Source organism: Celeribacter ethanolicus (assembly GCF_001550095.1).
In the GTDB taxonomy this organism is placed as follows: Bacteria; Pseudomonadota; Alphaproteobacteria; order Rhodobacterales; family Rhodobacteraceae; genus Celeribacter; species Celeribacter ethanolicus.
This window is the reverse complement of the sequence record NZ_LRUC01000049.1, coordinates 43,609-65,429: the sequence shown is the minus strand read 5'-3', so window position 1 is coordinate 65,429 and position 21,821 is coordinate 43,609. Positions and strand designations below refer to the sequence as shown.

At 62.0% G+C, this 21,821-nt stretch carries 25 protein-coding genes; 9 read left to right on the top strand and 16 right to left on the bottom strand.

Translation table 11 applies throughout. The features are described from left to right. Positions 1 to 14 precede the first annotated feature (14 nt). The gene (locus NH195_RS18730) at positions 15 to 1,202 is read right to left on the bottom strand and encodes a phosphoglycerate kinase (RefSeq protein ID WP_066710696.1); all 1,188 of its coding nucleotides are present in this window, start codon (positions 1,200 to 1,202) and stop codon (positions 15 to 17) included. Positions 1,203 to 1,384: 182 nt separating this feature from the next. Between NH195_RS18730 and NH195_RS18725 the strand changes: the two genes are divergently transcribed. After that, complete coding sequence (locus NH195_RS18725; RefSeq protein WP_066710693.1) at positions 1,385 to 1,891, top strand: peptidylprolyl isomerase; 507 nt, start codon at positions 1,385 to 1,387, stop codon at positions 1,889 to 1,891. Next, entirely contained in the window at positions 1,884 to 2,441 is a 558-nt protein-coding gene (locus NH195_RS18720; protein WP_066710690.1) for a peptidylprolyl isomerase, read from the top strand. Before NH195_RS18725 ends, NH195_RS18720 begins: the two co-directional genes overlap by 8 nt. Before the next feature lie 51 nt (positions 2,442 to 2,492). Here NH195_RS18720 and NH195_RS18715 read toward each other — a convergent pair whose 3' ends face one another. After that, complete coding sequence (locus NH195_RS18715; protein WP_066710687.1) at positions 2,493 to 3,341, bottom strand: hypothetical protein; 849 nt, start codon at positions 3,339 to 3,341, stop codon at positions 2,493 to 2,495. A 115-nt stretch (positions 3,342 to 3,456) separates the two neighbouring features. Then, complete coding sequence (tyrS, locus tag NH195_RS18710; RefSeq protein ID WP_066710685.1) at positions 3,457 to 4,722, bottom strand: tyrosine--tRNA ligase; 1,266 nt, start codon at positions 4,720 to 4,722, stop codon at positions 3,457 to 3,459. Positions 4,723 to 4,794: 72 nt separating this feature from the next. On the opposite strand from tyrS, the gene NH195_RS18705 reads away from it, so the two are divergent. Then, a complete protein-coding gene (locus NH195_RS18705) occupies positions 4,795 to 5,901 on the top strand; it encodes an anhydro-N-acetylmuramic acid kinase (protein WP_066710683.1) in 1,107 nt (368 codons plus the stop codon). 458 nt (positions 5,902 to 6,359) lie between these two features. Then, on the top strand, positions 6,360 to 6,629 hold the full coding sequence (locus NH195_RS18700) for a DUF2798 domain-containing protein (RefSeq protein WP_238379807.1): 270 nt from the start codon (positions 6,360 to 6,362) through the stop codon (positions 6,627 to 6,629). Here NH195_RS18700 and NH195_RS18695 read toward each other — a convergent pair whose 3' ends face one another. Beyond that, positions 6,630 to 7,055, bottom strand: coding sequence for a cupin domain-containing protein (locus tag NH195_RS18695; RefSeq protein WP_066710680.1), 426 nt, complete (start codon positions 7,053 to 7,055; stop codon positions 6,630 to 6,632). Positions 7,056 to 7,151: 96 nt separating this feature from the next. On the opposite strand from NH195_RS18695, the gene NH195_RS18690 reads away from it, so the two are divergent. Beyond that, positions 7,152 to 7,430, top strand: a complete 279-nt coding sequence (locus tag NH195_RS18690; RefSeq protein WP_066710677.1) for a glycine zipper 2TM domain-containing protein — start codon at positions 7,152 to 7,154, stop codon at positions 7,428 to 7,430. Between the two features lie 46 nt (positions 7,431 to 7,476). Here the strand turns inward: NH195_RS18690 and NH195_RS18685 are convergent, their stop codons facing one another. The 6 genes from NH195_RS18685 to NH195_RS18660 all read right to left on the bottom strand — a co-directional run bounded on the left by NH195_RS18685 (position 7,477) and on the right by NH195_RS18660 (position 13,012). Beyond that, positions 7,477 to 8,094, bottom strand: a complete 618-nt coding sequence (locus NH195_RS18685) for a DUF2238 domain-containing protein (RefSeq protein WP_066710674.1) — start codon at positions 8,092 to 8,094, stop codon at positions 7,477 to 7,479. Between the two features lie 56 nt (positions 8,095 to 8,150). After that, positions 8,151 to 8,771, bottom strand: a complete 621-nt coding sequence (locus tag NH195_RS18680; protein WP_066710671.1) for a GNAT family N-acetyltransferase — start codon at positions 8,769 to 8,771, stop codon at positions 8,151 to 8,153. A gap of 41 nt (positions 8,772 to 8,812) precedes the next feature. Beyond that, a complete protein-coding gene (locus tag NH195_RS18675; RefSeq protein ID WP_066710665.1) occupies positions 8,813 to 9,457 on the bottom strand; it encodes a DUF2306 domain-containing protein in 645 nt (214 codons plus the stop codon). Positions 9,458 to 9,531: 74 nt separating this feature from the next. After that, on the bottom strand, positions 9,532 to 10,809 hold the full coding sequence (gene eno, locus NH195_RS18670; RefSeq protein ID WP_066710663.1) for a phosphopyruvate hydratase: 1,278 nt from the start codon (positions 10,807 to 10,809) through the stop codon (positions 9,532 to 9,534). Between the two features lie 193 nt (positions 10,810 to 11,002). Beyond that, positions 11,003 to 11,911, bottom strand: a complete 909-nt coding sequence (locus NH195_RS18665; RefSeq protein ID WP_066710661.1) for a DMT family transporter — start codon at positions 11,909 to 11,911, stop codon at positions 11,003 to 11,005. 264 nt (positions 11,912 to 12,175) lie between these two features. After that, complete coding sequence (locus NH195_RS18660) at positions 12,176 to 13,012, bottom strand: oxidoreductase (protein ID WP_066710659.1); 837 nt, start codon at positions 13,010 to 13,012, stop codon at positions 12,176 to 12,178. A 121-nt stretch (positions 13,013 to 13,133) separates the two neighbouring features. Between NH195_RS18660 and NH195_RS18655 the strand changes: the two genes are divergently transcribed. Further along, positions 13,134 to 13,769, top strand: a complete 636-nt coding sequence (locus NH195_RS18655; RefSeq protein WP_081424024.1) for a TetR/AcrR family transcriptional regulator — start codon at positions 13,134 to 13,136, stop codon at positions 13,767 to 13,769. Between the two features lie 280 nt (positions 13,770 to 14,049). On the opposite strand, the gene NH195_RS18650 is transcribed toward NH195_RS18655, so the two are convergent. The 3 genes from NH195_RS18650 to NH195_RS18640 all read right to left on the bottom strand — a co-directional run bounded on the left by NH195_RS18650 (position 14,050) and on the right by NH195_RS18640 (position 16,936). Further along, positions 14,050 to 14,883 carry a PhzF family phenazine biosynthesis protein gene (locus tag NH195_RS18650; RefSeq protein ID WP_066710654.1) on the bottom strand — a complete coding sequence of 278 codons (834 nt, stop codon included), beginning with the start codon at positions 14,881 to 14,883 and terminating at the stop codon, positions 14,050 to 14,052. Next, positions 14,880 to 16,151, bottom strand: a complete 1,272-nt coding sequence (locus NH195_RS18645; protein ID WP_066710651.1) for a cation:proton antiporter — start codon at positions 16,149 to 16,151, stop codon at positions 14,880 to 14,882. The genes NH195_RS18650 and NH195_RS18645 overlap by 4 nt, the downstream gene beginning before the upstream one ends. Before the next feature lie 77 nt (positions 16,152 to 16,228). Beyond that, positions 16,229 to 16,936 (bottom strand): endonuclease/exonuclease/phosphatase family protein, encoded by a 708-nt coding sequence (locus NH195_RS18640; RefSeq protein ID WP_066710649.1) that lies wholly within the window; start codon positions 16,934 to 16,936, stop codon positions 16,229 to 16,231. 93 nt (positions 16,937 to 17,029) lie between these two features. On the opposite strand from NH195_RS18640, the gene NH195_RS18635 reads away from it, so the two are divergent. Continuing rightward, positions 17,030 to 17,644, top strand: a complete 615-nt coding sequence (locus tag NH195_RS18635; protein WP_238379806.1) for a DUF2238 domain-containing protein — start codon at positions 17,030 to 17,032, stop codon at positions 17,642 to 17,644. Positions 17,645 to 17,661: 17 nt separating this feature from the next. Then, positions 17,662 to 18,225: a putative glycolipid-binding domain-containing protein gene (locus NH195_RS18630; RefSeq protein ID WP_066710642.1), complete on the top strand. Its 564-nt coding sequence runs from the start codon at positions 17,662 to 17,664 to the stop codon at positions 18,223 to 18,225. A 3-nt stretch (positions 18,226 to 18,228) separates the two neighbouring features. Here NH195_RS18630 and NH195_RS18625 read toward each other — a convergent pair whose 3' ends face one another. The 3 genes from NH195_RS18625 to NH195_RS18615 form a co-directional block, all read right to left on the bottom strand. Further along, positions 18,229 to 19,629 (bottom strand): protein adenylyltransferase SelO, encoded by a 1,401-nt coding sequence (locus tag NH195_RS18625; RefSeq protein ID WP_155846238.1) that lies wholly within the window; start codon positions 19,627 to 19,629, stop codon positions 18,229 to 18,231. 46 nt (positions 19,630 to 19,675) lie between these two features. After that, a complete protein-coding gene (locus NH195_RS18620; protein ID WP_066710635.1) occupies positions 19,676 to 20,626 on the bottom strand; it encodes a nucleoside hydrolase in 951 nt (316 codons plus the stop codon). A gap of 73 nt (positions 20,627 to 20,699) precedes the next feature. Then, entirely contained in the window at positions 20,700 to 21,200 is a 501-nt protein-coding gene (locus tag NH195_RS18615) for a hypothetical protein (RefSeq protein WP_066710632.1), read from the bottom strand. Positions 21,201 to 21,340: 140 nt separating this feature from the next. Here NH195_RS18615 and NH195_RS18610 point away from each other — a divergent pair, with 140 nt between their 5' ends. Then, positions 21,341 to 21,751, top strand: a complete 411-nt coding sequence (locus tag NH195_RS18610; protein ID WP_066710629.1) for a SufE family protein — start codon at positions 21,341 to 21,343, stop codon at positions 21,749 to 21,751. Positions 21,752 to 21,821 lie beyond the last annotated feature (70 nt).

Below are 21,821 nucleotides of genomic sequence, written 5' to 3'. Positions count from 1 at the left end.
CGGGCTTTTCAAACTTATCCAAGGGCGACGACGCCAGGAAGTTCCTTGCCTTCCATCCACTCGAGGAAGGCGCCGCCCGCCGTCGAGATATAGGTGAAGTCGTCGGCGGCCCCCGCCTTGTTGAGCGCCGCGACCGTGTCGCCGCCGCCTGCGACCGACACCAGCTTGCCGGCTTTCGACAGCTCGGCGGCCTTTTGCGCCGCCGCATTGGTCGCCATGTCGAAGGGCTCGATCTCGAAGGCGCCGAGCGGGCCGTTCCAGATCAGCGTCTTCGCGCCTTCAAGGATTTCGGCGATCTTCTCGACCGATTTCGGTCCGGCATCGAGAATCATCGCATCCGCCGGGCATTCGGTGACCGGCACGGTCTCGTTTTCGGCCCCGGCCTTGAATTCGCGTGCCACGACCACATCGACCGGCAGGACAATCTCGCAGCCCGCTTCGCCGGCCTTCTTGGTGATCTCGCGCGCGGTTTCGGCCAGATCGTGTTCGCAGAGCGATTTGCCCACGTCGACGCCCTCGGCGGCGAGGAAAGTGTTCGCCATGCCGCCGCCGATCACCAGATAGTCTACCTTGCGCACCAGATTGCCCAGCAGATCGAGCTTGGTCGAGACTTTCGCCCCGCCCACGACCGCGACCACCGGACGCTCCGGCGTGGAAAGTGCGCTTTCGAGTGCGGAAAGCTCCGCCTGCATCAGGCGTCCGGCGCAGGAGGGCAGGAGTTTCGCCACGCCCTCGGTCGACCCATGCGCGCGGTGCGCGGCGGAGAAGGCGTCGTTGACATAGACGTCGCCAAGCGCCGCGAGGGAGGCGGCGAACTGGCCGTCATTGTCGGTCTCGCCCTTGTGAAATCGGGTGTTTTCCAGAAGGAGCACTTCGCCCTCGCCAAGCGCCGCAACGGCCTCCTTGGCCGGGCCGCCGATGCAGTCGGTGGCGAATTTCACCGGTACGCCCAGAACCTCGGCGACCGCATCCTTGATCAGACCGAGGCTCATCTCCGGCATCACCTCGCCTTTCGGGCGTCCGAAATGCGCCAGCAGAACCGGTTTGCCGCCCTTGTCGAGAATGTCGTCGATGGTGGGTTTGATCCGCTCGATCCGGGTGGCGTCGGTCACCTTGCCGTCCTTGACGGGCACGTTGATGTCGACGCGCGTCAGCACCACCTTGCCGGAGAGATCCATGTCGTCGAGGGTTTTCCAAGCCATGTCGAAAAGTCCTTGTTAAGAAGGTTGGGCATCTGTCGACACCTGTTTGACGGCTCCTCACCGCTTCGTCAACCGCGCGTGAGGCGCATGCGGGCACATCGCGCAGATCGGTCTTTCCCTTGACGCGCCCAGACACTAAACTGCGCTAAATTTTGACCCATTTCCACCCGGAGGAGGCATTCATGGCCGAGATCAAGGACCCCGAAAACACCATCATCATCACGCTCGACGGCGGCGAGGTGGTCATCGAGCTGCTGCCCGATATCGCGCCCAAGCATTGCGAGCGGATGAAGGAACTCGCGCGCGCCGGTGCCTATGACGGCGTGGTGTTCCACCGCGTGATCGACGGTTTCATGGCGCAGACCGGTGACGTGAAATTCGGCAACCAGACCAAAAAGTTCGAACTGCGCCGCGCAGGCACGGGCGGCTCCGACCTGCCGGACCTTCCGGCCGAGTTCTCCGGTATTCCGCACGATCGCGGCACCATCGGGGCGGCGCGGGCGCAGAACCCGAACTCCGCCAACTCGCAATTCTTCATCAACTTCAACGACAACCACTTCCTCAACCGCCAGTACACGGTCTATGGCCGCGTGATCTCCGGCATGGAGGCTGTCGACAAGATCACCCGTGGCGAGCCGCCGATGGTTCCGGATGCAATGATCTCCGTGAAGGTGGCCGCCGATGCTTAAATCTCTCACCCTGATTGCCGCTCTGGCGGCGGGTCCGGCCTTTGCCACCGGGCTCGACATCACCGTCGCGGGCGAGGCCAATGGCGTGGTTCACATCGACCTGTTCGAGGATGTGGCCCCGGATCATGTCGAGCAGATCACCAAGCTCGCCGCCGAAGGTGCCTATGACAATGTCGTGTTTCATCGCGTGATCGACGGCTTCATGGCGCAGACCGGCGATGTGCAATACGGCAAGATGGGCGCGCCGGAGTTCTCCATGCAGATGGCCGGACGCGGCGGGTCGAAATATCCGGACCTCAAAGCCGAGTTTTCCGATCTGTCCTTTGACGAGGGTGTCGTCGGCATGGCGCGCAGCCAGAACCCGAACTCCGCCAATGCGCAGTTCTTCATCATGTTCGCGCCCGCACCGCATCTGAACGGTCAATACACGGTGGTGGGCAAGGTGACCTCCGGCATGGAAATCGTTCACGCGATCAAGAAGGGCAGCGGTCCGAACGGTGCCGTGATCGGTCAGCCGGATGTGATGACCTCGGTGAAGGTCACGGACTGACGGCGAAAGCTGAGCTGAGAGATGAGAAAGGGCGCCACCGAGCGCCCTTTTTTAAAACTCGAAGCGGATCGCCGCATTGGCCAGCCCGTCGCCATCGCCATAGCCGCCGGAGAGATCGAGCGAGGTGGCGCCCCGCAGGTAGATATTCGCGCCCAGAAGCGCGACACCGTTCTCCGGGGCTTCAAAAGGAACGGAGACCAATTCGGTCAGGGCAACACGATCGTTCAAGCTGTGCCGATAGGCCAGTTCCATCGCGGTTGGGGCATCGTTCGCCTCGTTATAGGACAGTGTGCCGGTGAAGGCGCCCGGACCCAGCGCCCGGCTGCCCTGCAATTTGGCATTGGCGTCGCTGTCGTCGCCATCGACATATTCCAGCGCTGTCTCGATCCGCCACGCCCCCGCATTCCAGCCGCCGCCGAGGCCCAGAACGGTGGTGTCATGATCGTCGACGTAATGCAGCGAAACGGCCATATCGGTGTTCGCATAGCGCAGCCCGTAAGGCAGGAACTTGTCCTCGGTGATTGCGCCATCGGTCAACCGGCTGAACCCGGTATCGGTGCGCGCGAGCGCCTCCGGCAGCATTACATCGGAGATCAGAGGACGCGCAAAACTGTCGTAGGCGGGGCGGGGATTGCCAGCCTCGATGCGCGCGGAGCCGAAACTATAGCTCAGCGCGCCATAGGTTTCATGGGTGCGCCCGACCGTGCCGAAGGCCCCAAAACTGAGGCCTAGCCCGTCCCATGTGGTCGTCCATGTGCCATCGCCGCCGAGCCAGAGATCCTGATCCTCGACGGTCGAGGCGCCAAGCCCGATCCAGCCGTCGCCGGTCAGCCAAGATTGAGCCTGCGCGGTGCCCGTGAGGCAGGTGAGGATCAGAGGGAGGGCGGTGAGTGTTTTCATGCGGTCATTCTGTACCTGAAAATGGAAAAAAATCCATGAAGATCAAAGGTCATTACATCACAAAACTGCGCGCGGATCGCTCCGTGCGCGGTTTGCAACAGATCTGACCGTGGTTTCAGCCCTTGAGCACCACCAGCGCGTGGCGTTTCTTACCCGCCGAAAGCTTCATCGGCTCCTTGAGCATGTCCGTCGTAACCATCAGGCCCGCGTCCTTATGGTCGATGTCATTCACCTTGGCGCCATTCTCGGAGAACAGGCGTTTGGCCGCCTTGCCGCTGTCGGCGAGGCCGGTTTTGACGAAGAGCTGGACGATGGAAATGCCGTTGCCGATCTCGCTCGCGCTCAGTTCCACGGTGGGAAGGTCATCGCCCACGCCGCCTTTCTCGAAGACCTCGCGCGCGGTGGCCTCGGCAGCCTGCGCCGCCTCGGCGCCGTGCAGGAGCGTCGTGACCTCATTGGCGAGGATGATCTTGGCTGCGTTGATCTCAGAGCCTTCGAGCGCGCCCAAGCGCTCGCACTCTTCAACCGGCAGATCGGTGTAGAGCTTGAGGAACCGGCCCGTGTCCGCGTCCGTGGTGTTGCGCCAGAACTGCCAGAATTCGTAGGGCGAGAGCATCTCGGCGTTGAGCCAGACGGCACCGCCTTGCGATTTGCCCATTTTGCGCCCGTCGGAGGTGGTCAGAAGCGGGGTGGTGAGGCCGTAAATCTCATTGTCCAGCACCCGGCGGGTCAGGTCGATGCCGTTGACGATATTGCCCCACTGATCCGAGCCGCCCATCTGCAACAGACAGCCATAGCGGCGGTTCAGCTCCAAAAAGTCATAGGCCTGCAAAATCATGTAGTTGAATTCGAGGAAGGACAGCGATTGCTCGCGATCCAGCCGTGATTTCACGCTTTCGAAGGACAGCATTCGGTTGACGGAGAAATGCCGCCCGATGTCGCGCAGGAAATCGAGGTAGTTGAGGTCATCCAGCCATTCGGCATTGTTGCGCATCAGCGCGCCGTTGCCGGGCTGGGTTTCGTCCTCGGCATAATCGAGGTAACGGGCAAAGACCTTTTGCATGCCGTCGATATTGGCGTCGATCTGCGCGGGAGACAGCAGCGGGCGTTCGTCGGAGCGGAAGGACGGGTCGCCCACCTTCGTCGTGCCGCCGCCCATGAGCGTGATCGGTTTGTTGCCGGTCTTCTGGAACCAGCGCAGCAACATGATGTTCAACAGATGCCCGACATGCAGCGACGCGGCGGTCGCGTCATAACCGATATAGGCGGTCACCATCCCGTTGCTCAGGGCTTCGTCCAGCTCTTGCAAATTGGTGCAATCGGCAAGAAATCCGCGCTCGATGATCACGCGCAGGAATTCCGATTTGGGATGGTAGGTCATCTCTCACATTTTCCATTCAATGGTCGGTCGCGGCCTGATATATCGGGGCACGCACCAAAGGGAAAGAGTGTGATGAGCGGTAAGAGCAAAGCGGTGCCTCTGTGGGGCGCAGGCTGTATGTCGGGAACGTCGCTCGACGGGGTCGATGTGGCGCTGTTGAAGACCGACGGGGTGACGATCTTCGAGTTTGGCGGGACGGTCTTCCGGCCCTATGACCCGGCGGAGCAGGAGATGTTCCGCGCCGAACTTGGCACATGGCAGGCCTCCGAGGCCCTGACCGAATTGATCGAAACCGCCCATGCCGAAGCGCTTTCTCAACTCGAAGGCTTCGATCTCATCGGCTTTCACGGCCAAACCCTCAATCACGCCCCGGACGAAGGCCGCACCTATCAGGCGGGCGACGGGGCCATTTTGGCAGAAGTCACAGGCGCGCCCGTCATATGGGATTTCCGCACCGCGGATGTGGAGATGGGCGGGCAGGGCGCGCCGCTTGCCCCCTTTTATCACCACGCTCTGGCGCGCTACATCGGCGCGACCGAACCGGTGGCATTCCTCAATCTTGGCGGTGTCGGCAACCTGACGTGGATCGACCCGACCGTGGCAGACCCGTCCGCTCCGGGGGCGCTTCTGGCCTTCGACACCGGCCCGGCGAACGCCCCCGTCAACGACCTGATGCGGACGAGACGGGGAGAAACCCATGATGCGGGCGGTGCGCTGGCCGCAGCCGGTCAGCCGGATATGGAGGTCGTCGCCCAAGGCCTTGAGCATCCCTATTTCTACAAGATGCCGCCCAAATCTCTGGACCGGAACGATTTTCATGGCGTGCTCGACGCGGTATCCCTCCTGTCCGATGCCGATGCCGCCGCCACGCTTACCGCTTTTGCCGCTGCCTCGGTCGCCCGCGCGATGGAGCATTGCCCGACGCCCCCTGCGGCGCTCTACGTCACCGGTGGCGGGCGGCACAACACGACGCTCATGCGGATGATCGCGGCAGGGGTGGATTGTCCGGTCCTGCCGGTCGAAGAGGTCGGGCTCGATGGCGATATGCTGGAGGCGCAGGCCTTTGCCTATCTCGCGGTGCGCGTGCTGCGTGGCCTGCCGACCTCTGCGCCCTCGACCACCGGCGTGCGTGCGGCCATCGGCGGTGGACGCGTGTCGCGTCCGAATGAGCCGGTCTGAGCATTGCGCGCGATACGGCGCCTTCGTCAAATGGATGGAAACGGGCGACTGGCAGGTTCGAACGGGACAAGCCCGATTCTTGGCCTGCCAGTGCCTCAAATACTCGGAACACTGGGAAAACGAGCGGTCACAGGTTCCACCCGACACTTGTTAACGTGCTTAGGTTAACGTAACGTCATCTTTTTGCGAGTGCGGAAAACCTTACCATTCGCGGAAATCCGCGGGGAAATATGCGTGGGTTTTCCCCGCAAGCGCATAAAGCCGGCTGACATGACCTCTCTTGACCGGTTGTTGTGTTGCAGCTATCTCCGGGCTTGCCGGAAAATGTCAGGGCGGTTGGTTATCCCGCCCCTCGGAGACCCCGAGAGTTTGTCGCAAGATCCCACGGCATCCATATCCTGCGGGAGACGGGTGCCTTTTTCATGCACGCCTCCCGCCTCATAACCGATGAGGGGTGCATGATGCTGGACGACCGGCAACGCAAGAAAGACAAGATGACCATTCTCTTGGCGCAGGGGTTTATTTCCTGTTTCATGGCATTTCTGATGACCCTGATCATGAGCGAGTTGATCCCCGGACTGCGCGAGGGGTTTCGCCCCGGCTGGGTGCGCGACTGGCTGGGTCATTACATCACGGCATGGCCGATCGCTTTTTTACTGTCGATGGGGGTGGGGCCTTTGGCCTTTTTCCTGTCCGCGCAACTGGTCGGGCGGGTGTATCGCAGCTGATCAGCGCGCAATGTCAAAGCCCGGGGCGGCCAGTTCGAAACCCTCAAATCGAAATCCCGGTGAGACGGTGCAGCCGACGAGAGTCCAGGCGCCGGTCGTGCGCGCGGCCTGCCAATGCGCTTCAGGCACGATGAGTTGTGGCGTCTCTCCGGCCCCAAGCTCCGCGCCGAGCATCAGGTCCCGTGCCGGACCGGCCTCTGTCTCAGCTAGGGACAGGATCAGGGGCGCGCCCGCGTAATAATGCCAGATCTCGGTGGCATCGACCCGATGCCAATGGCTGTGCTCTCCGGCCTTGAGCAGGAAATAGATGCAGGTGCCCGTGGGGCGGTTTCCCGCATCGGCGTTGGCGATCCATGTCTGGCGGTAATGCCCGCCCTCGGGATGCGGGGCGAGGTTCAGATGTGCGATGATCTCGTCGGCTTGCATGATCTTGGAGGCTTTCCCGTGTCGCAGAAGAAAAACGGGAACCGAATGCCGCCCGAGGCGTTGTCCCCTCAGAGATAAAGACAACGGGAGACCTCCATGTCCAAGAAAATTCTTCTGGCGCTGGCCTTCGCCGCGCCGACGCTTGCCGCCTGTACCACCATGAGCACCACCGACACCAGCACCGCCTTCGGTGCGGCCGCCGGGGCCGGGCTCGGCTATCTGACCGCGGATGCGCTCGGGTCGAATGATGAGTGGAAAGTGCTGGCCACGCTGGGTGGTGCCGCTGCCGGGTCGATGGTCGCCAAGAACACCAATTCCGCGACCTGTGCCTATTCCAATGGCGACGGTACCTATTACACGGCGCCTTGCCCGTAAGGTCTGCGAGGGTTTTTCACAAGTGAACCGGTACGAAAAAGGCCCCTTATGGGGCCTTTTTTCCGTCATCCGCACCGTTGAATCGCGTCACGAGACCCATGGCAAAAAGCGCGCCCGCCGCGTTGAACACCAGATCGAGCGCGGTGTTGATATAGCCGCCGACATTGGTGTCGGGCACCATCAGCACGGCGCTGAACTCGATGATCTCATTGACCGCGCCAAGCCCCATCGCGCCAAGCGCGGGCAGGGCGAAGGCGGTTTTCGTGCCCTTGAGCACCGGGAATGTGTGGGTCATGATCTGCCACAACAGCCAGGCGGTCACGCCGAAGCCGTAGAAATGCACCACTTGGTCGTATTTCAGGATGGTCATCTCTCCATCGCTGACGAAGGGAATGAGTTCGAGCGTATAGAGCACCGATCCGTTCACCGGCACGCCACCGCCCGCCATATGCAAAAGCCCCCAGAGTGTGAGTGCCCAGAGCAGCTTTGGCGGATACTCGACCTTGCGCAAGCTGGTTGCGACGAGGCCGATGAGGATCAGCATGGTCACGACATAGATGACGAATTCGAAATTCCCGATGGCAAAGAACCAGAGCGTGAAGCCGATGACATAAAGGGCGGTGAACAGGCCGACCTGTTTTTCCGCACGGGTGACGGGGCCCATGGCAATCTCCTCTTTTTGCCGATCATCCCTGCGATGTGGCGGAAAGAAAAGGGGAATTAAATGCGCGGAATCTGCGGCGCGGCGGTTTCGGACAGCGGCCCATTCATGCGCGGATCGTCCATCACCTCAATGGCGCGACCATAGGGGACAAAACCCGAGCGGATGTAGAACCCCACGGCCTGCGGGCTGTCGAGGGTGCAGGTGTGGACGAAGAACCGTTTGATCGGGCGGGTGAAGGCCTTGTCCAAAGCGTGCTCCATGAGCCACCGCCCGGTGCCGCCGCCAATGAGACTGGTGTCGAGGCCGAAAAACGCCAGTTCGGTGTTGTCCGGGTCGCGGAAATCAAGCTCCAGAAGGCCGAGGTCAACACCATCCTTGCGCGCGGAATAGACCTCAACATCCGGGTCGGTCAGGATCGCGGAGAGCTTGGCGTCCTGCATATACATCCGTGAAAACCAAAGCCAATCCTCACCCACACGCCGATAAAGCACGCGATACCAATCGAGATCGGGCGCCTTATGGCGGATCAGTTCCAACCCCGGCTGCTCCGGCACAGGGCGCGGCGTGGGCCGCGCGAACATCTCAAGATAGGTGACAATGGTGGCGAGCTTGCCGGAGGGCAGCTCGTGGATACCGTCTTCGAGCGGGCTGGGGAGGGGGCTTTGGGTGTTGGTCATGGGGGAAGAGTGACGGATGCTGCGAGGAGGTGCAAGTGGGATCACCTGCGCAATGCAAGCCGGGTTTGCGCCAAGAAGCTCTTGAGGTCATTGCGGAAAACCCAACTATAAATTGCGCCGTTGATGGCCAGAGCGGCGATGGACGCCGGGGCGAAGGCGACCGTGAACTCGACGGGGATCACAAGGTTGACGCCATAGATGATCCAGCGTGCCGTGGCCACGGTCAGCCCGAGGGTCAGGCTGGCCATCATGAACAGCCGGTGCGTTTTGACGTCCCCACGACGGATGGCCCACAGCGCGAGGGTCAGGGACAGGAGCAGAGCCAGACAGATCGCATAGGTGCCGAAAATGGTCAGCCCGCCACCAACCGCTGGGAAGGTGAAGACCATGACCATGATGGCGAAGCAGGAAAATATGGCGCTGAGACTATAGATGTAGCCGGAAAGCCGGTGCCAAAACCGCAGTGGGCGGGATCGCAGGGCGGGGATGGTTTGCAGAGGCCCGGTGAGGAAAAACAGGATGCCGGGCAGTAGGTGAGCCGTGCTGAGCCAAGGAGCATCGAGGTATCTTTGTTGGAGCCAGCCCACCTCTTCGGTCAGAATGCCCCAGACATAGAAAAGCCGCTCGACACTGTCGTAGAGAACCGGCAATGCCAAGATGTAGAGCAAAAGGGCGGTTCGGGGCATGATACGTCCAAAGTGATTAATAAAAAGCCCCACCAATCTGGCGGGGCTTTCTCTATGTCGTCAAGCGCTTGCGCTTATTTCTTCAGGATCGACGTCCCGGCATATTCCGCCGTCGCACCAAGCTGTTCCTCGATGCGGATCAGCTGGTTGTATTTCGCCATCCGGTCGGAGCGCGACATGGAGCCGGTTTTGATCTGGCCGCAGTTGGTGGCCACAGCAAGGTCCGCAATCGTAGCGTCTTCGGTCTCGCCCGATCGGTGCGACATCACGTTGGTGTAGCGCGCGCGGTGGGCCATATCGACGGCTTTGAGGGTCTCCGACAGCGACCCGATCTGGTTCACTTTCACGAGCATGGAGTTCGCCACGCCTTGCGCAATGCCAGAGGCCAGACGCTCCGGGTTGGTCACGAAGAGATCGTCCCCCACGAGCTGGACTTTATCGCCGAGTTTCTCGGTCAAAAGCTTCCAACCGGCCCAGTCGTCCTCGGCCATGCCGTCTTCGATGGAGATGATCGGGTAGTCGTTGCAGAGCTCGACGAGGTAGTCGGCGTTTTCCTCGGACGTCAGCGATTTGCCTTCGCCCTTCATCTCGTATTTGCCGCCCTCGTAATATTCGGTCGAGGCGCAATCGAGCGCGAGGTAGATGTCTTCGCCCGGCTCGTAGCCCGCTTTCTTGATCGCGGCGAGGACGAAGTCCAGCGCTTCGCGGGTCGAGGAGATGTTCGGAGCAAAGCCGCCTTCGTCACCGATGCCGGTGTTGTAACCCGCAGCGGACAGCTCTTTTTTCAGCGTGTGGAACACCTCGGAGCCCATGCGGATCGCTTCTTTCACGCTGGTGGCGGAGACCGGCATGATCATGAATTCCTGAAAGTCGATCGGGTTGTCGGCATGCTCGCCGCCGTTGATGATGTTCATCATCGGGACCGGCAGAACGCGGGCCGAGGAGCCGCCGACATAGCGGTAAAGCGGCAGGGCGGAATAGTCGGCGGCGGCTTTCGCGCAGGCCAGCGAGACGCCGAGGATGGCGTTGGCGCCAAGGCGGCCTTTGTTCGGCGTGCCGTCAAGTTCGATCATTACGGCGTCGATGGCTTCCTGTTCGGTTGCGTCCATGCCAACGAGGGCTTCGGCGATCTCACCGTTCACGGCGGCGACGGCCTCGAGAACGCCTTTGCCCATGTAACGGGACTTGTTGCCGTCCCGTTTTTCCACGGCTTCGTGGGCGCCGGTCGAGGCACCCGAGGGCACGGCGGCGCGGCCCATGGTGCCGTCTTCGAGGATGACGTCCACTTCCACGGTCGGATTGCCGCGGCTGTCGAGAATTTCGCGACCGATGATGTCGATGATGGTGCTCATGGCTTAGTCCCTTTGCAATTTGGTTGGCGGGCCAGTCGGATGTCTGAATATCAGCCGGAACGGGCAGGTCAACAATGCATGCGCTAACATGACGCGTCTCTTTGTTCGCAAGCCTGCGTAAAGCCGCGTCATGCAACGGTTTTGTGACGTTTGCTCCGGAAAGCGCCACGAAAAGCGCCACGCAAAAGCGTTGTCAGAGCCGGGGGGCCTCGAGATCGGCGGCCAGAGCCTCGCGATCCAGGCGCGCCCGCTTGCGCTCGCGCAGGAAGGTGTACAGCCCCGAGGCGATGATCAGGGCAGACCCCGCGAGCGTCATCAGATCAGGCCGCTCATGGAACACAAGCACACCGCCGATCATGGTGAACACCAGACGCGAATAGCGGAATGGCGTCACTGCGGAGGCATCGCCAAGTCGCATGCCCGCGACGATCAGGGTATAGCCCGCAGCCCCGGCAAGGATCGCGATCAGGGTCTGAAAAGCCAGCGACAGGTCGGGGGCGACAGGGGCGGCGCCGGAAAGCCAGAGGTTCAGCAGGGCGGCGGGGATGACGGCAAGGAAGGCCTGAAAGGAGACGACCGTGGAGGGCACGGCAGCATCCATCACCCGGGTCATCAGGTCACGCGTGGTGATCGCCACCACGGCGATGAGCACCCAGAGTGCCTGCGGTTCGAACCCGGACATGCCGGGGCGGATGATCATCAGCACCCCGACAAAGCCAAGCGTGATGGCGCTCCAGCGTCGCCAGCCGACGCGTTCACCGAGAAACAGTGCAGCGCCCAACGTGACGGCCAGAGGCATCGACTGAAACACTGCGGCGACGGTGGAGATCTCGACCCGCGAGAGTGCGGTGACAAAGGCGACGGAGGCGACGGCCTCGGTCAAGGCGCGGATCAGGATCACTGGCCGCCAGTTGCGCGGCACGAAGACCGGATCGCCGCGCAAGAGTGCCCATGTCAGGAAAATCCCGGCACTCACCACGGAGATGGCCAAAAGCACCTGCCCCACCGGCATGAAGCCGGAGAGATGTTTGATGAACATGTCTTCCACGGTGAAAAACGCCATGGAAGCGACGATCATGAGGATGGCGCGCAGATTGTGCATGGGGCTGTCCTTGAAATGCCTCCTTCCGCCATGCCCTGTGCGCGGCGTTCTGGCAATTGCGCAGAGCCGCAGACGGGGGATGCGGGAAAGCGCTCAGCCGGTCGCGATGAACCGACGCGGTTCGCTCCGTCGCAGATCCTTGGTGGTGCAGCGGACAAAGAGTGTCTCAGGCATGAAGGCTCCGCTGCCGGGCTTCAAAGATGAATGCAGACCGGTTTGCTCCAGACTGCATGTGCACCCTGTCGCAACGGCCCCGGGGGCGATTCATTTGAGCATCGACAACATCATCCCGTCGAACATGCGGTGCGGCAGGGTCCGGCGCAGGAGATAAAGCAGTTTCGAATACTTCCCGGCGCGGTAGACGGTCTTTGGTTTCACGTCTGAAATGGCACGGGAAATGACCTCCGAGATCACGGAAGGCGGCGAGCCGGGCGTCGCATTTGTATGGCGCAGCGCATCATAGAGCGGCTTGTAGGCCGGGGCTTTTTCGTTCCGATCCAATTCCTTGGCGAGTACGCCGGAAAACCCCGTGTCGATGAACCCGGGCGCGATCAGCACCATGAAGATGCCCTTGTCCTCGACCTCGAGGCGCATCGCGTTGGTGAAGCCTTCGACAAAGAATTTCGTGCCATGATACCAGGCACCCAAGGGGGTGTGGATTGTGCCGCCGATCGAGGAGATGTTGATGATCCGTCCGGATTTCTGTTTGCGCATCTGCGGCAAAACCAGTTGGGTCATGCGGGCGGGTCCGAGGATGTTGACCTCGATCTGATGGCGGGCCGTGTCCATGGAAATATCCTCGACCGCGCCATAGGTGGCAAAGCCCGCGTTGTTGATCAGAACGTCGATGCGGCCTTCGCTGTAGAGCAGCTCGTCCACCGCGTCGCACATCGAGTCGTCATCGCTCACATCGAGCGCGAGCACATGTCCTCCTGCCGCCCGGATCGGCTCCATCCTCTCGATGCGCCGCGCGCAGCCGTACACGATATGGCCCTGTTTCAGGAGATCGAGAGCAGTTTGAAGCCCGATGCCGGAGGACGCGCCGGTGACGAGAATGACTTTCGGGTCGGTGGATCTCGCAACGGGGGACGGGCTGGACATCGGATGGGCTTTCTTTGACTTGTGAAGGGGAGGTGTGCAATAAGTGACCATTGGTCATTTAATTAATGACCGTCGGTCATTTGTAAAGCGCAAAGATCGAGCGAAAGAGAGGTAAAGGCCTATGTCTTTGGTCGAAAAAAAGAAAAGAGCGCGCACAAAGGTGGAAAAAACTGACCGCCGGTCATTTATATTGTCGGAAGCACGAGAGATGATCGACGAATCGGGGTTCGATGGCGTGACCATGGCGGGGCTTGCAAAACGTGCGGGGCTGGCCAAGGGGACGCTCTATCTCTACGTGAAAACCAAGGAAGAGCTGTTCGCGCAGCTCTTTGTCGAGGCGTTGACCGAGTATGTCTCGGCGGTGATCCCCTATCTCGAGGACGACGCGGCGCTGATCGACGCGATGATGCGGGAAGCACAGGCGGTGCCGCTGTTCCTGCCGCTGATGGCGCGGCTGACCACGATCATCGAGGCGAACCTGAGCGAGGAGGCATTGATCGCCACCAAACGTGCGGTGGGCGGCGAGGGGATGCGGCTTGCGACCGAGATGGCCGTGGCGCGGGCGATGGGCAGCACGGAGGCGTTCGAGCTCGTCCATGCGCTGGTCGTCGCGCTTCAGGGTGCGGCGCAACTGGCGGTGCCGCGCCCGGCATTTTTCGACGATCTGCCCGAAGATGTCCGCGGGATCTACGAGCAATCCAATGCGGAGGTGGCTTTTACCACCACCGCGCGACTGATCCTCAAAGGGGCGCAGTGAGGGGGGGCTGAGGGCGTAAACCACCTGTCGGCAAAGCGTCGGCTTTGCGTCGGACTTTTGTCGGACCCCTTTTGAGACGCTTAGGACGTGGAAGGCGTGGAAAGGGGGACGAGACACAGGACTTTCTGAAACGGAAGCGCGTGGCGCAGAGGGAGCCGAAACAGAGCCGCGCGGACGTGGAAGAGTGGCGCGATGATCAGAAGACTGAGAGCGTGCTGGGAGGCCCGCCGACATAAGAAGGATGCGGGAAGAGGTCGGCTATACGAACCGAAAGATCACCTCAGAACACCAGTGCCCCTTCCATCATCCGAATGGCCTGCCCACCGATGGTGACGCTCCCGGCATCCACGGAAACGGTGATGCGCGAGGGGCGGCCCATGTCGTCGCCCTGATGGATCTCAAAGGACAAATCCTCTCTCGTCGCCTCAAACAGCAACCGCCCAAGTGCCGCCGCCGCCGATCCGGTGGCGGGGTCCTCGGGAATGTCGTCGAGCGGTGAGAACATGCGCAGATGCACGGTGTCTCCGTCACGCCAGTAAGGGGCCTGCGCGAAATCGAGCCCCATCGGATAGCGTGCATGGCCCGCACGGAAATGCGCGAGATCGGTGGCGATGCGCGACAGGGCTTCCCGCGTTGTCAGTTCGGTGAAGGTGAACGCCAGCCCCATGCCGGCCATGATCGGAGCGCTCTTGAAATCCGCCATCTCGAGCCCGAGCGCACTGGCGACCAGCGCCGCATCCGGATGCGCGAGAGTTTCGAGCGGCTGGCGGGCGGTGAACCGTGCGTTGCCGTTTTCGGCCTGCGCCGTGATCAGCCCGACCTTGAGTTCGAGGCGGAGATCGGGTCCATGGCCCATCTCGGAGAGCGCCACAGCGGCGCCGATGGTGGGATGACCGGCAAAGGGCACTTCCATCGTCGGCGTGAAAATCCGCAGACGGGCGGTGTTGGCCGAATCTTCCGGCGGATAAAGGAAGACCGTTTCGGAATAGTTGAATTCGCGGGCGATCTTTTGAAGCTGATCTTCCGGGAGAGAGGTGGCCTCCGGCACCACGGCCAGAGGATTGCCGCCAAACGGCCGGTCGGTAAAGACGTCATAGGTCAGATAGCGGGTCAAATCTTAAGCTCCGGTTCACGGCCCACACGTTTCGCCAGCGGCGCGACGGTCAGGCCCTGCACGATGATCGAGAAGACGACGATGACATAGGTGGCGGCAAGGATCACGGGTTTCCAGTCGCTGTCCGGCAGGGAGAGGGCGAGGGCCACCGAGATGCCGCCCTTGAGCCCGCCCCATGTCATGATCGGCACCGCGCCGCGCGAAAACGGCGAGACATTGTGCAACAGCATTGCGGGGACGACGACGGAGATCAGCCGGGCGACGAGCGCCAACACGATGGCGAAAGCGGCGGCCTTGATGGTGACCATGTCGAAGACCACGGCGAAGACCTCGAACCCGATCATCAGGAACAGGACGGCGTTGAGGATCTCGTCGACCATGGTCCAGAAGGCGGCGACATATTTGCGGGTCTCTTCCGACATGCCGTATTTCGTGCCGACATCGCCGATCAGAAGCCCGGCGCAGACCGCCATGATCGGGGCGGAGACGCCCAAGGCCACGGCAAGTTCGTAGCCACCAAATGCAAGGCCCAAAGTGATCAGCACTTCGAGCGAATAATCGTCGATCATGCGCATGACGCGGAAGGTGAGCCAACCGAGGACGAGACCCAGAACGGCGCCGCCCACGGCTTCGCGGAAGAACAGCTTGCCGACCATGAGCGCCATGTTTTCCTCTTCGCCCGTGCTGCCGTGCCCCGAGGACGTAGCACCGAAGGCAAGGCCGACGAGGATCAGATAGACCACGTAACCGACACCGTCGTTGAACAGGCTTTCGCCCGCGATTTTGGTCTCGAGGCTTTTCGGCAGGTTCGCGTCCTTGAGCACACCCAGAACCGCCACCGGATCGGTTGGCGAGATCAGCGCGCCGAAGGTCAGCGCGATCAAAAGAGGCATGCCGGTGAGCCAGGAAAACCCAATGCCGACGACGGCTGTGGACAGCGCCACACCGAGAGTCGCCATGAGGATGACGGGGAGCCACTGGTCCTTGAGGTCTTCGAGTTTGACATGCAGCGCGCCCGCGAAGAGCAAGAGGCCGAGCATGCCTTCCAGCAACGTGTCGGTGAAATCGAACTCCTGCACCGTGGCGCGGATTTCCTCTTCGAACACGGTGTTGGGAAACAGGAAATCGACGCCGATGATCGCCAGAGAGGTGACGAGGGAGACAACGAGAATGCCGATGGTGCTGGGCAGACGCAGGAACAGGTAGTTGATCGCACCGAAGGCGCCGGCGAGGACGATCAGCAGGGAGGCGAGTTGCAAAACGGTCATGGCAAAGGCTCACGGGAAGGATAATCCCGCCCTGTGTAGCACTCTGACGCGTCAGGAAAAGGGGAGACTGCGACGGCTCAGGGCGCAGGCAGGCGCAGATCGGCCCAGACCGGCAGGTGATCGGAGGCGCGCTGCGACAGCACGGTCTGTACGACGCCCGCGTCACGCATCTCGATCCGGTCGGAAAAGGCAATGCGGTCGAGCGCGGCCATCGGGCGGTTGGCATGGAAAGAGCGACCGGGGGTGGAAATCTCGAAGGCGTCTTTCAGCGGATCGAGGCCCTGCGTCTGCGACCATTCGTTGAAATCGCCGAGGATAACGGTCGGTCGGGCATCGAGTGTCGCGAGATGGGCGCGGATGGCGTGGAGTTGCTTTTGCCTGGAACTGCGCAGGAGCCCCAGATGCACGCCGACGACGCGCAGATCCGGCAGATCGACGGCCACCGCCCCGCGCGGCTCGAGACCCGGCAGGTCGAGACGATGCACGGCCTCGACGGTGGCGGTTTTGCGCACGAGAATGGCGTTGCCGTGCCAGCCGACGGAGACGGGTGAGGTGTTGACGGGCAGGGCGATGAAATCGGTGTGGCTCTCGATCATCCGCGCGGGCAGGGCGGCGGGGCGGGGGCCAAGGCGCAGGTCGGCCTCTTGCAGGGCCACCACATCGGCGCCGATGCCGTTGATCACGTCGAGGATGCGACCGGGCGCGCGCCGACCGTCCGTGCCGCGACATTTGCGCAGGTTATAGGAGGCCAGCCTCAGAGCGCCTGTTTCCACTTTGGGTTGCATGCGGTTAAGATAGGTGCACAATGTCGGCATTTCACCCCCGGTAGAGGCCAGATGCGTCAGTTTTTCCGCACATTTCGTCAAGAGCCGATCGTTATGCGGCTGGTGTGGCTGGCGCTGCTTTCGGAATTCGTCGTCTCATTGGTGACGGGCCCCTATTCGACGGCCTTCATCGCGCTGGGCACTTTCGGGCTGACGCTTTTGCCCATGGCCTTCGCGCGGCGGTTCCGGATCTACATCCCGCGCAGCTTCATGGCCGGGATCGTGCTGTTTCTCTTCGCCACGCTGTTTCTCGGCGAGGTGGACGATTTCTACTATCGCTACTGGTGGTGGGATGTGGTGCTGCACGGCGGCTCGGCGCTGGGCTTCGGTCTTGTCGGGTTCGTGGCGATCTTCATGCTGTTTCAGGGCGACCGCTATGCCGCACCGCCCTGGGCGATGGGATTGTTTGCCTTCAGCTTTGCCATGTCGATCGGTGCGCTCTGGGAGATTTTCGAATATTCCATGGACCAGATGTTCGGCACCAACATGCAGAAATCCGGGCTTCAGGATACGATGTGGGACCTGATCGTCGATGCGGGCGGCGGGCTGATCGGAGCACTGTCCGGGGTGATCTATCTCAAACGCGACCGGCGCGCGCCTTTCGCCGGGCTGATCCGTGATTTTATCCAGCGCAATGGAAAATTTTTCACGAAATATCGGGACAAATAAGCCCCAGGGAGGCCCTCATGTCAGTACGTATTGCGGTTCGCTGGAACGCCTGGGAGGCGGAGGGAATGGAGCATTGCCATCTTCTGGTCGATGCTCAGGGCGCGGTGCTCACTGCGGCGCTGAGCGGCGGGCAGTCTCCGGCCTATGCGGCGCAATACATGGTCGCGGCCGATGCGGCGTTTCACACCCGTGAAGTCTGGGTCAGATACGTCGGCGGGCCTGAGCTTCATGTGACGAGTGACGGAGAGGGCCATTGGCGTGACACGACGCGGGACGAGGCGCTGCCGGCGCTTGCGGGCTGTCTCGATGTCGACATCGCCGTGACCCCCGCGACGAACATGCTGCCGATCCGGCGTCTCGGACTGGCCGAGGGAGAGAGCCGGGAGATTGAGGTGGCCTATGTGCCGCCGCCGGGAGAGGGCGTCGGGCGCTTCCTGCCGCGTAAGGTGGCGCAGCGCTACACCTGCCTCGGTCCGGAGCGGTATCTCTATGAAGGACTCTCCAGCGGGTTTGCCGCCGAGATCGAGGTCGATGAGCACGGGCTGGTGCGCGACTATCCCGGCGTGTTTCGCCGGGCGTGACGCTCAGGTGCCGCAGAAGGTCATGTGCACCATCTGATCCTCGCGCGGTGGCAGTCCCAGATCGCGATCCGCCTCCGCAAGATCGAACGGGTGCGACAGCACCTCGGCGAGACGTTTCGCCTTGCTGTCATCGCCCGCAAGAGACGCCTGAATCGCCTCTTCGATGCGATGATTGCGCGGGATGACGGCGGGGGTGGCCTTGGCGGCGATGTCCTGCCAGTCGGGGCTGCGGCGCGCCTGCCAGCGTGCGGACCAGTCGTCGAATATCTCCCGGTCCAGCATCCAGTCGCGCGCGGAACCGTCGAGCAAGCCGCGGAAGGTATTGGTGAAATCCGCGCCGTCCTTGGCCATCATCCCGAGCAGATCCTGGATCAGGGGCAAATCGTCTTCGCGGGCATCCGCAATGCCGAGCTTGGCTCCGAAGACCTTACGCCATTCCGCCTGATAGAGACCGGGGAAGGAATTCAGCACCTCGGTCAGCGCATCAATCGCCTGTTGCTGTCCGCCAAGCTCGTCTTCGAGCTGCGGCACGAAACAGGAGCCGAGCTGGGCGAGGTTCCAATGCGCCATGCTCGGCTGTTGCTCATAGGCATAGCGCCCATGGGTGTCGATGGAACTGTAGACCGCTTTTGGACTGTAACCGTCGATGAAGGCGCAGGGACCGAAGTCGATGGTTTCGCCGGAGACGGCCATATTGTCGGTGTTCATCACGCCGTGGACAAAGCCGAGGCCCATCCATGTGGCGATGAGCCGTGCCTGTGCGTGCACCACCTCCTGATAGAACTCAATCGTATTCGTGGCCTGCGGGAAATGCCGGGCGCGAGCGTGATCGGTCAGGAGGCGGACCGCCTCATAATCCTCGCGGGCGGTGAAATACTGAAACGTGCCGACGCGGATATGCGAGGCCGCAACGCGCACCAGAAGGCCGCCGGGATAGGCGCGCTCGCGCTGAACCCGCCCGCCGGTTCTGACGGCGGCCAAGGCGCGGGTCGTGGGAACGCCCACGGCATGCATGAATTCGCTGACGATATACTCGCGCAGCACCGGCCCGATCCACGCCCGGCCGTCGCCATTGCGCGAATAGGGTGTGCGCCCCGCGCCTTTGAGATGAATGTCGAACCGCCCCTTGTCCGTGACCACCTCGCCCAGCATCACCGCGCGGCCGTCGCCAAGCTGCGGCGACCAGTTGCCGAACTGATGCCCGCCGTAAACCTGCGCAATCGGATCGGCACCGTCGGGAATGACATTGCCCGCGCAAATCTCCGCATCCCAATCGGCGACGCCCAGCTCAGCGGCCAGAGGCGCGTTCCAAAGCACCATTTCGGGGGCCGGCGCGCGTTCCGGCGCGATGCGGGTGAAGAAACGGTCGGGCAGGCGGGCATAGGAATTGTCGAATTGGGTCATGGGGCTTATCTAGTCCGTTTCCTTTGCTGTCCAAATACTCGGCAGGTCAGGCCAAACGTCGCACCCTCTCGGTCAGAAGCGCAAAGAAGCCTTCGGCATCCGCCTCTCCCATGAACATCGCGTTCTTCGGCCGGTCGGTCACGCCCCACCAATCCGCAACGGTCATGCCGCGCGTCAGATCGGATTTGGTCTCGATCTCGACATTGATCAGGCGACCGGAGAACAGCTCGGGCCGGATCAGCCAGGCGATCACGGTCGGATCGTGCAGCGGACCGCCTTCGGAGCCGTATTTCTCGATGTCGAAGCGCTCGAAGAAATCGAGCCAGCCCGCGACGACATCGCCGAGATGGTTGCCGAAGTCCTTGAAGACCTGCAAACGCGGTGCAGTGACCAGAACCTTATGCGTCACGTCCAGGGGCATGACGGTGAGTTTGGCGCCGGAACGGAACACGATCTCGGCGGCTTCCGGGTCGACATAGATGTTGAACTCGGCGGCGGGGGTGATGTTGCCCACTTCGAAATAGGCCCCGCCCATGAGCACCACTTCCTGCACACGCGCGACGATGTCGGGGGCTTTCTCAAACGCGGTCGCGATGTTGGTCAGCGGGCCCATGGGGCAGAGGGTCACCGTGCCGGAGGGCTCCGAGCGCAGCGTTTCGATGATGAAATCGACGCCGTGCTGCGCCTGCAACGTCATGGCGGGGGTGGGCAGTTCGATGCCATCGAGCCCGGTCTTGCCATGAACATGTTCGGCGGTCACGAGCGTATGTGCGAGAGGGCGGTCACAGCCCGCGAAGACCTTGACGTCGGGCCGTCCGGCAACTTCGCAGATCTTGCGGGCATTTTCCGAAGTGCGGGCAATCGGCACGTTTCCGGCGACGGCGGTGATGCCCAGAAGGTCGATCTCCTCGGGCGAGCCGAGCGCCAGAAGGATCGCCATGGCGTCGTCCTGGCCGGGGTCGGTGTCGATGATGATCTTGCGGGGAAATCCGGACATATGCGCGCCTCACTTTTGATTTGAGGCCAAGATGGTCCGGGTTTCTGCTTTTGTCAAAGCGGTTCGGGGCCGTTCAGCGGCGCACCTGACGTGCGCCGTCCGCACCCTTGACGATGATGGTGCGAATGCCTGCGATGGCGTCAAAAGACAGCGAACGCGCGGCGGTGATCCTGCGCTGGGCGCTTGTGCCGGCGGGGGCGGCACCTTCTGGGGTGCGCAGGCGGAATTCGAGCACCAGCGTGTCGGCGCGCTCCGAGGCCACGGGCACCAGTTCGGCATCGAAATAGCCGGTGGAGGGCAGGGCGGCGGTGGCGGTCACGATGGCGCCGGAGGCCGATTGCACGACCTGTACATCGCTGATTGTGGGGGCAAGCGGTCGGGTGTCGACGAAGACCGGATAGCCTTTGCGCGGCGCGAGGGATTTGATCGTCACGACCTGCTGGCCATTGGCGTCGACCGCGACGGGTTCGGATTTTCCGAACCAGTTGAGCGGGTTGAACCGCGACTCTTTCACTGAGGCGCAGCCCGCCAGAAGCGACAGAACCAGCCCTGAAATGATCACCTGACGCCGCATCGGCCTCTCCCTTTCACGTCCACGTCCAAAGGGCTACCCGAAAAGCGGCAGGTTGAAAAGGGCAGGTTGCTGTGCTGGACCTTTTCCAGGCGAACGCGTAAGGATTTGCGGGACGACAGGAGCGGTTCAAGGAGTGGATCATGGCGCGCGAAGAGTTTGAAGAGATTGTCGAAACCTTCGAGTTTCTCGACGATTGGGAAGACCGCTATCGCCATGTGATCGAGATGGGCAAGGCCTTTCCGCCGCTGGACGACGCCTTCAAAGTGCCTGCGACCAAGGTCGAGGGCTGTGCCTCGCAGGTGTGGCTGGTGCCGACCATCGAGGATGGCAAGTTCGAGTTTCGGGGCGCGTCGGATGCGATGATCGTGCAGGGGCTGATCGCGATCCTGCATGAGTTGTTCGCTGGGCTGACGGTCAAGGAGGTTCTGGCGACGGACGCCCATGCGGAACTGGCGCGGCTCGGGCTTGACGAGCACCTGTCTTCGCAGCGCTCGAACGGCTTGCGGGCGATGGTGCAACGCATCATGGAGACGGCGGAGCGAGCGGTCTGAGCCGAAGGCGGAGAGCGACCCTGACGCCGTTTTCGAGTATTTTGCAGCAAAGGAAACGCTGGGTTCGGGA

Bases quoted from the DNA above. Each gene is read 5' to 3' on its own strand.
- NH195_RS18730 (WP_066710696.1), bottom strand. From the start codon at position 1,202: ATGGCTTGGAAAACCCTCGACGACATGGATCTCTCCGGCAAGGTGGTG.
- NH195_RS18725 (WP_066710693.1), top strand. From the start codon at position 1,385: ATGGCCGAGATCAAGGACCCCGAAAACACCATCATCATCACGCTCGAC.
- NH195_RS18720 (WP_066710690.1), top strand. From the start codon at position 1,884: ATGCTTAAATCTCTCACCCTGATTGCCGCTCTGGCGGCGGGTCCGGCC.
- NH195_RS18715 (WP_066710687.1), bottom strand. From the start codon at position 3,341: ATGAAAACACTCACCGCCCTCCCTCTGATCCTCACCTGCCTCACGGGC.
- tyrS (WP_066710685.1), bottom strand. From the start codon at position 4,722: ATGACCTACCATCCCAAATCGGAATTCCTGCGCGTGATCATCGAGCGC.
- NH195_RS18705 (WP_066710683.1), top strand. From the start codon at position 4,795: ATGAGCGGTAAGAGCAAAGCGGTGCCTCTGTGGGGCGCAGGCTGTATG.
- NH195_RS18700 (WP_238379807.1), top strand. From the start codon at position 6,360: ATGATGCTGGACGACCGGCAACGCAAGAAAGACAAGATGACCATTCTC.
- NH195_RS18695 (WP_066710680.1), bottom strand. From the start codon at position 7,055: ATGCAAGCCGACGAGATCATCGCACATCTGAACCTCGCCCCGCATCCC.
- NH195_RS18690 (WP_066710677.1), top strand. From the start codon at position 7,152: ATGTCCAAGAAAATTCTTCTGGCGCTGGCCTTCGCCGCGCCGACGCTT.
- NH195_RS18685 (WP_066710674.1), bottom strand. From the start codon at position 8,094: ATGGGCCCCGTCACCCGTGCGGAAAAACAGGTCGGCCTGTTCACCGCC.
- NH195_RS18680 (WP_066710671.1), bottom strand. From the start codon at position 8,771: ATGACCAACACCCAAAGCCCCCTCCCCAGCCCGCTCGAAGACGGTATC.
- NH195_RS18675 (WP_066710665.1), bottom strand. From the start codon at position 9,457: ATGCCCCGAACCGCCCTTTTGCTCTACATCTTGGCATTGCCGGTTCTC.
- eno (WP_066710663.1), bottom strand. From the start codon at position 10,809: ATGAGCACCATCATCGACATCATCGGTCGCGAAATTCTCGACAGCCGC.
- NH195_RS18665 (WP_066710661.1), bottom strand. From the start codon at position 11,911: ATGCACAATCTGCGCGCCATCCTCATGATCGTCGCTTCCATGGCGTTT.
- NH195_RS18660 (WP_066710659.1), bottom strand. From the start codon at position 13,012: ATGTCCAGCCCGTCCCCCGTTGCGAGATCCACCGACCCGAAAGTCATT.
- NH195_RS18655 (WP_081424024.1), top strand. From the start codon at position 13,134: ATGTCTTTGGTCGAAAAAAAGAAAAGAGCGCGCACAAAGGTGGAAAAA.
- NH195_RS18645 (WP_066710651.1), bottom strand. From the start codon at position 16,151: ATGACCGTTTTGCAACTCGCCTCCCTGCTGATCGTCCTCGCCGGCGCC.
- NH195_RS18640 (WP_066710649.1), bottom strand. From the start codon at position 16,936: ATGCAACCCAAAGTGGAAACAGGCGCTCTGAGGCTGGCCTCCTATAAC.
- NH195_RS18635 (WP_238379806.1), top strand. From the start codon at position 17,030: ATGCGGCTGGTGTGGCTGGCGCTGCTTTCGGAATTCGTCGTCTCATTG.
- NH195_RS18630 (WP_066710642.1), top strand. From the start codon at position 17,662: ATGTCAGTACGTATTGCGGTTCGCTGGAACGCCTGGGAGGCGGAGGGA.
- NH195_RS18625 (WP_155846238.1), bottom strand. From the start codon at position 19,629: ATGACCCAATTCGACAATTCCTATGCCCGCCTGCCCGACCGTTTCTTC.
- NH195_RS18620 (WP_066710635.1), bottom strand. From the start codon at position 20,626: ATGTCCGGATTTCCCCGCAAGATCATCATCGACACCGACCCCGGCCAG.
- NH195_RS18615 (WP_066710632.1), bottom strand. From the start codon at position 21,200: ATGCGGCGTCAGGTGATCATTTCAGGGCTGGTTCTGTCGCTTCTGGCG.
- NH195_RS18610 (WP_066710629.1), top strand. From the start codon at position 21,341: ATGGCGCGCGAAGAGTTTGAAGAGATTGTCGAAACCTTCGAGTTTCTC.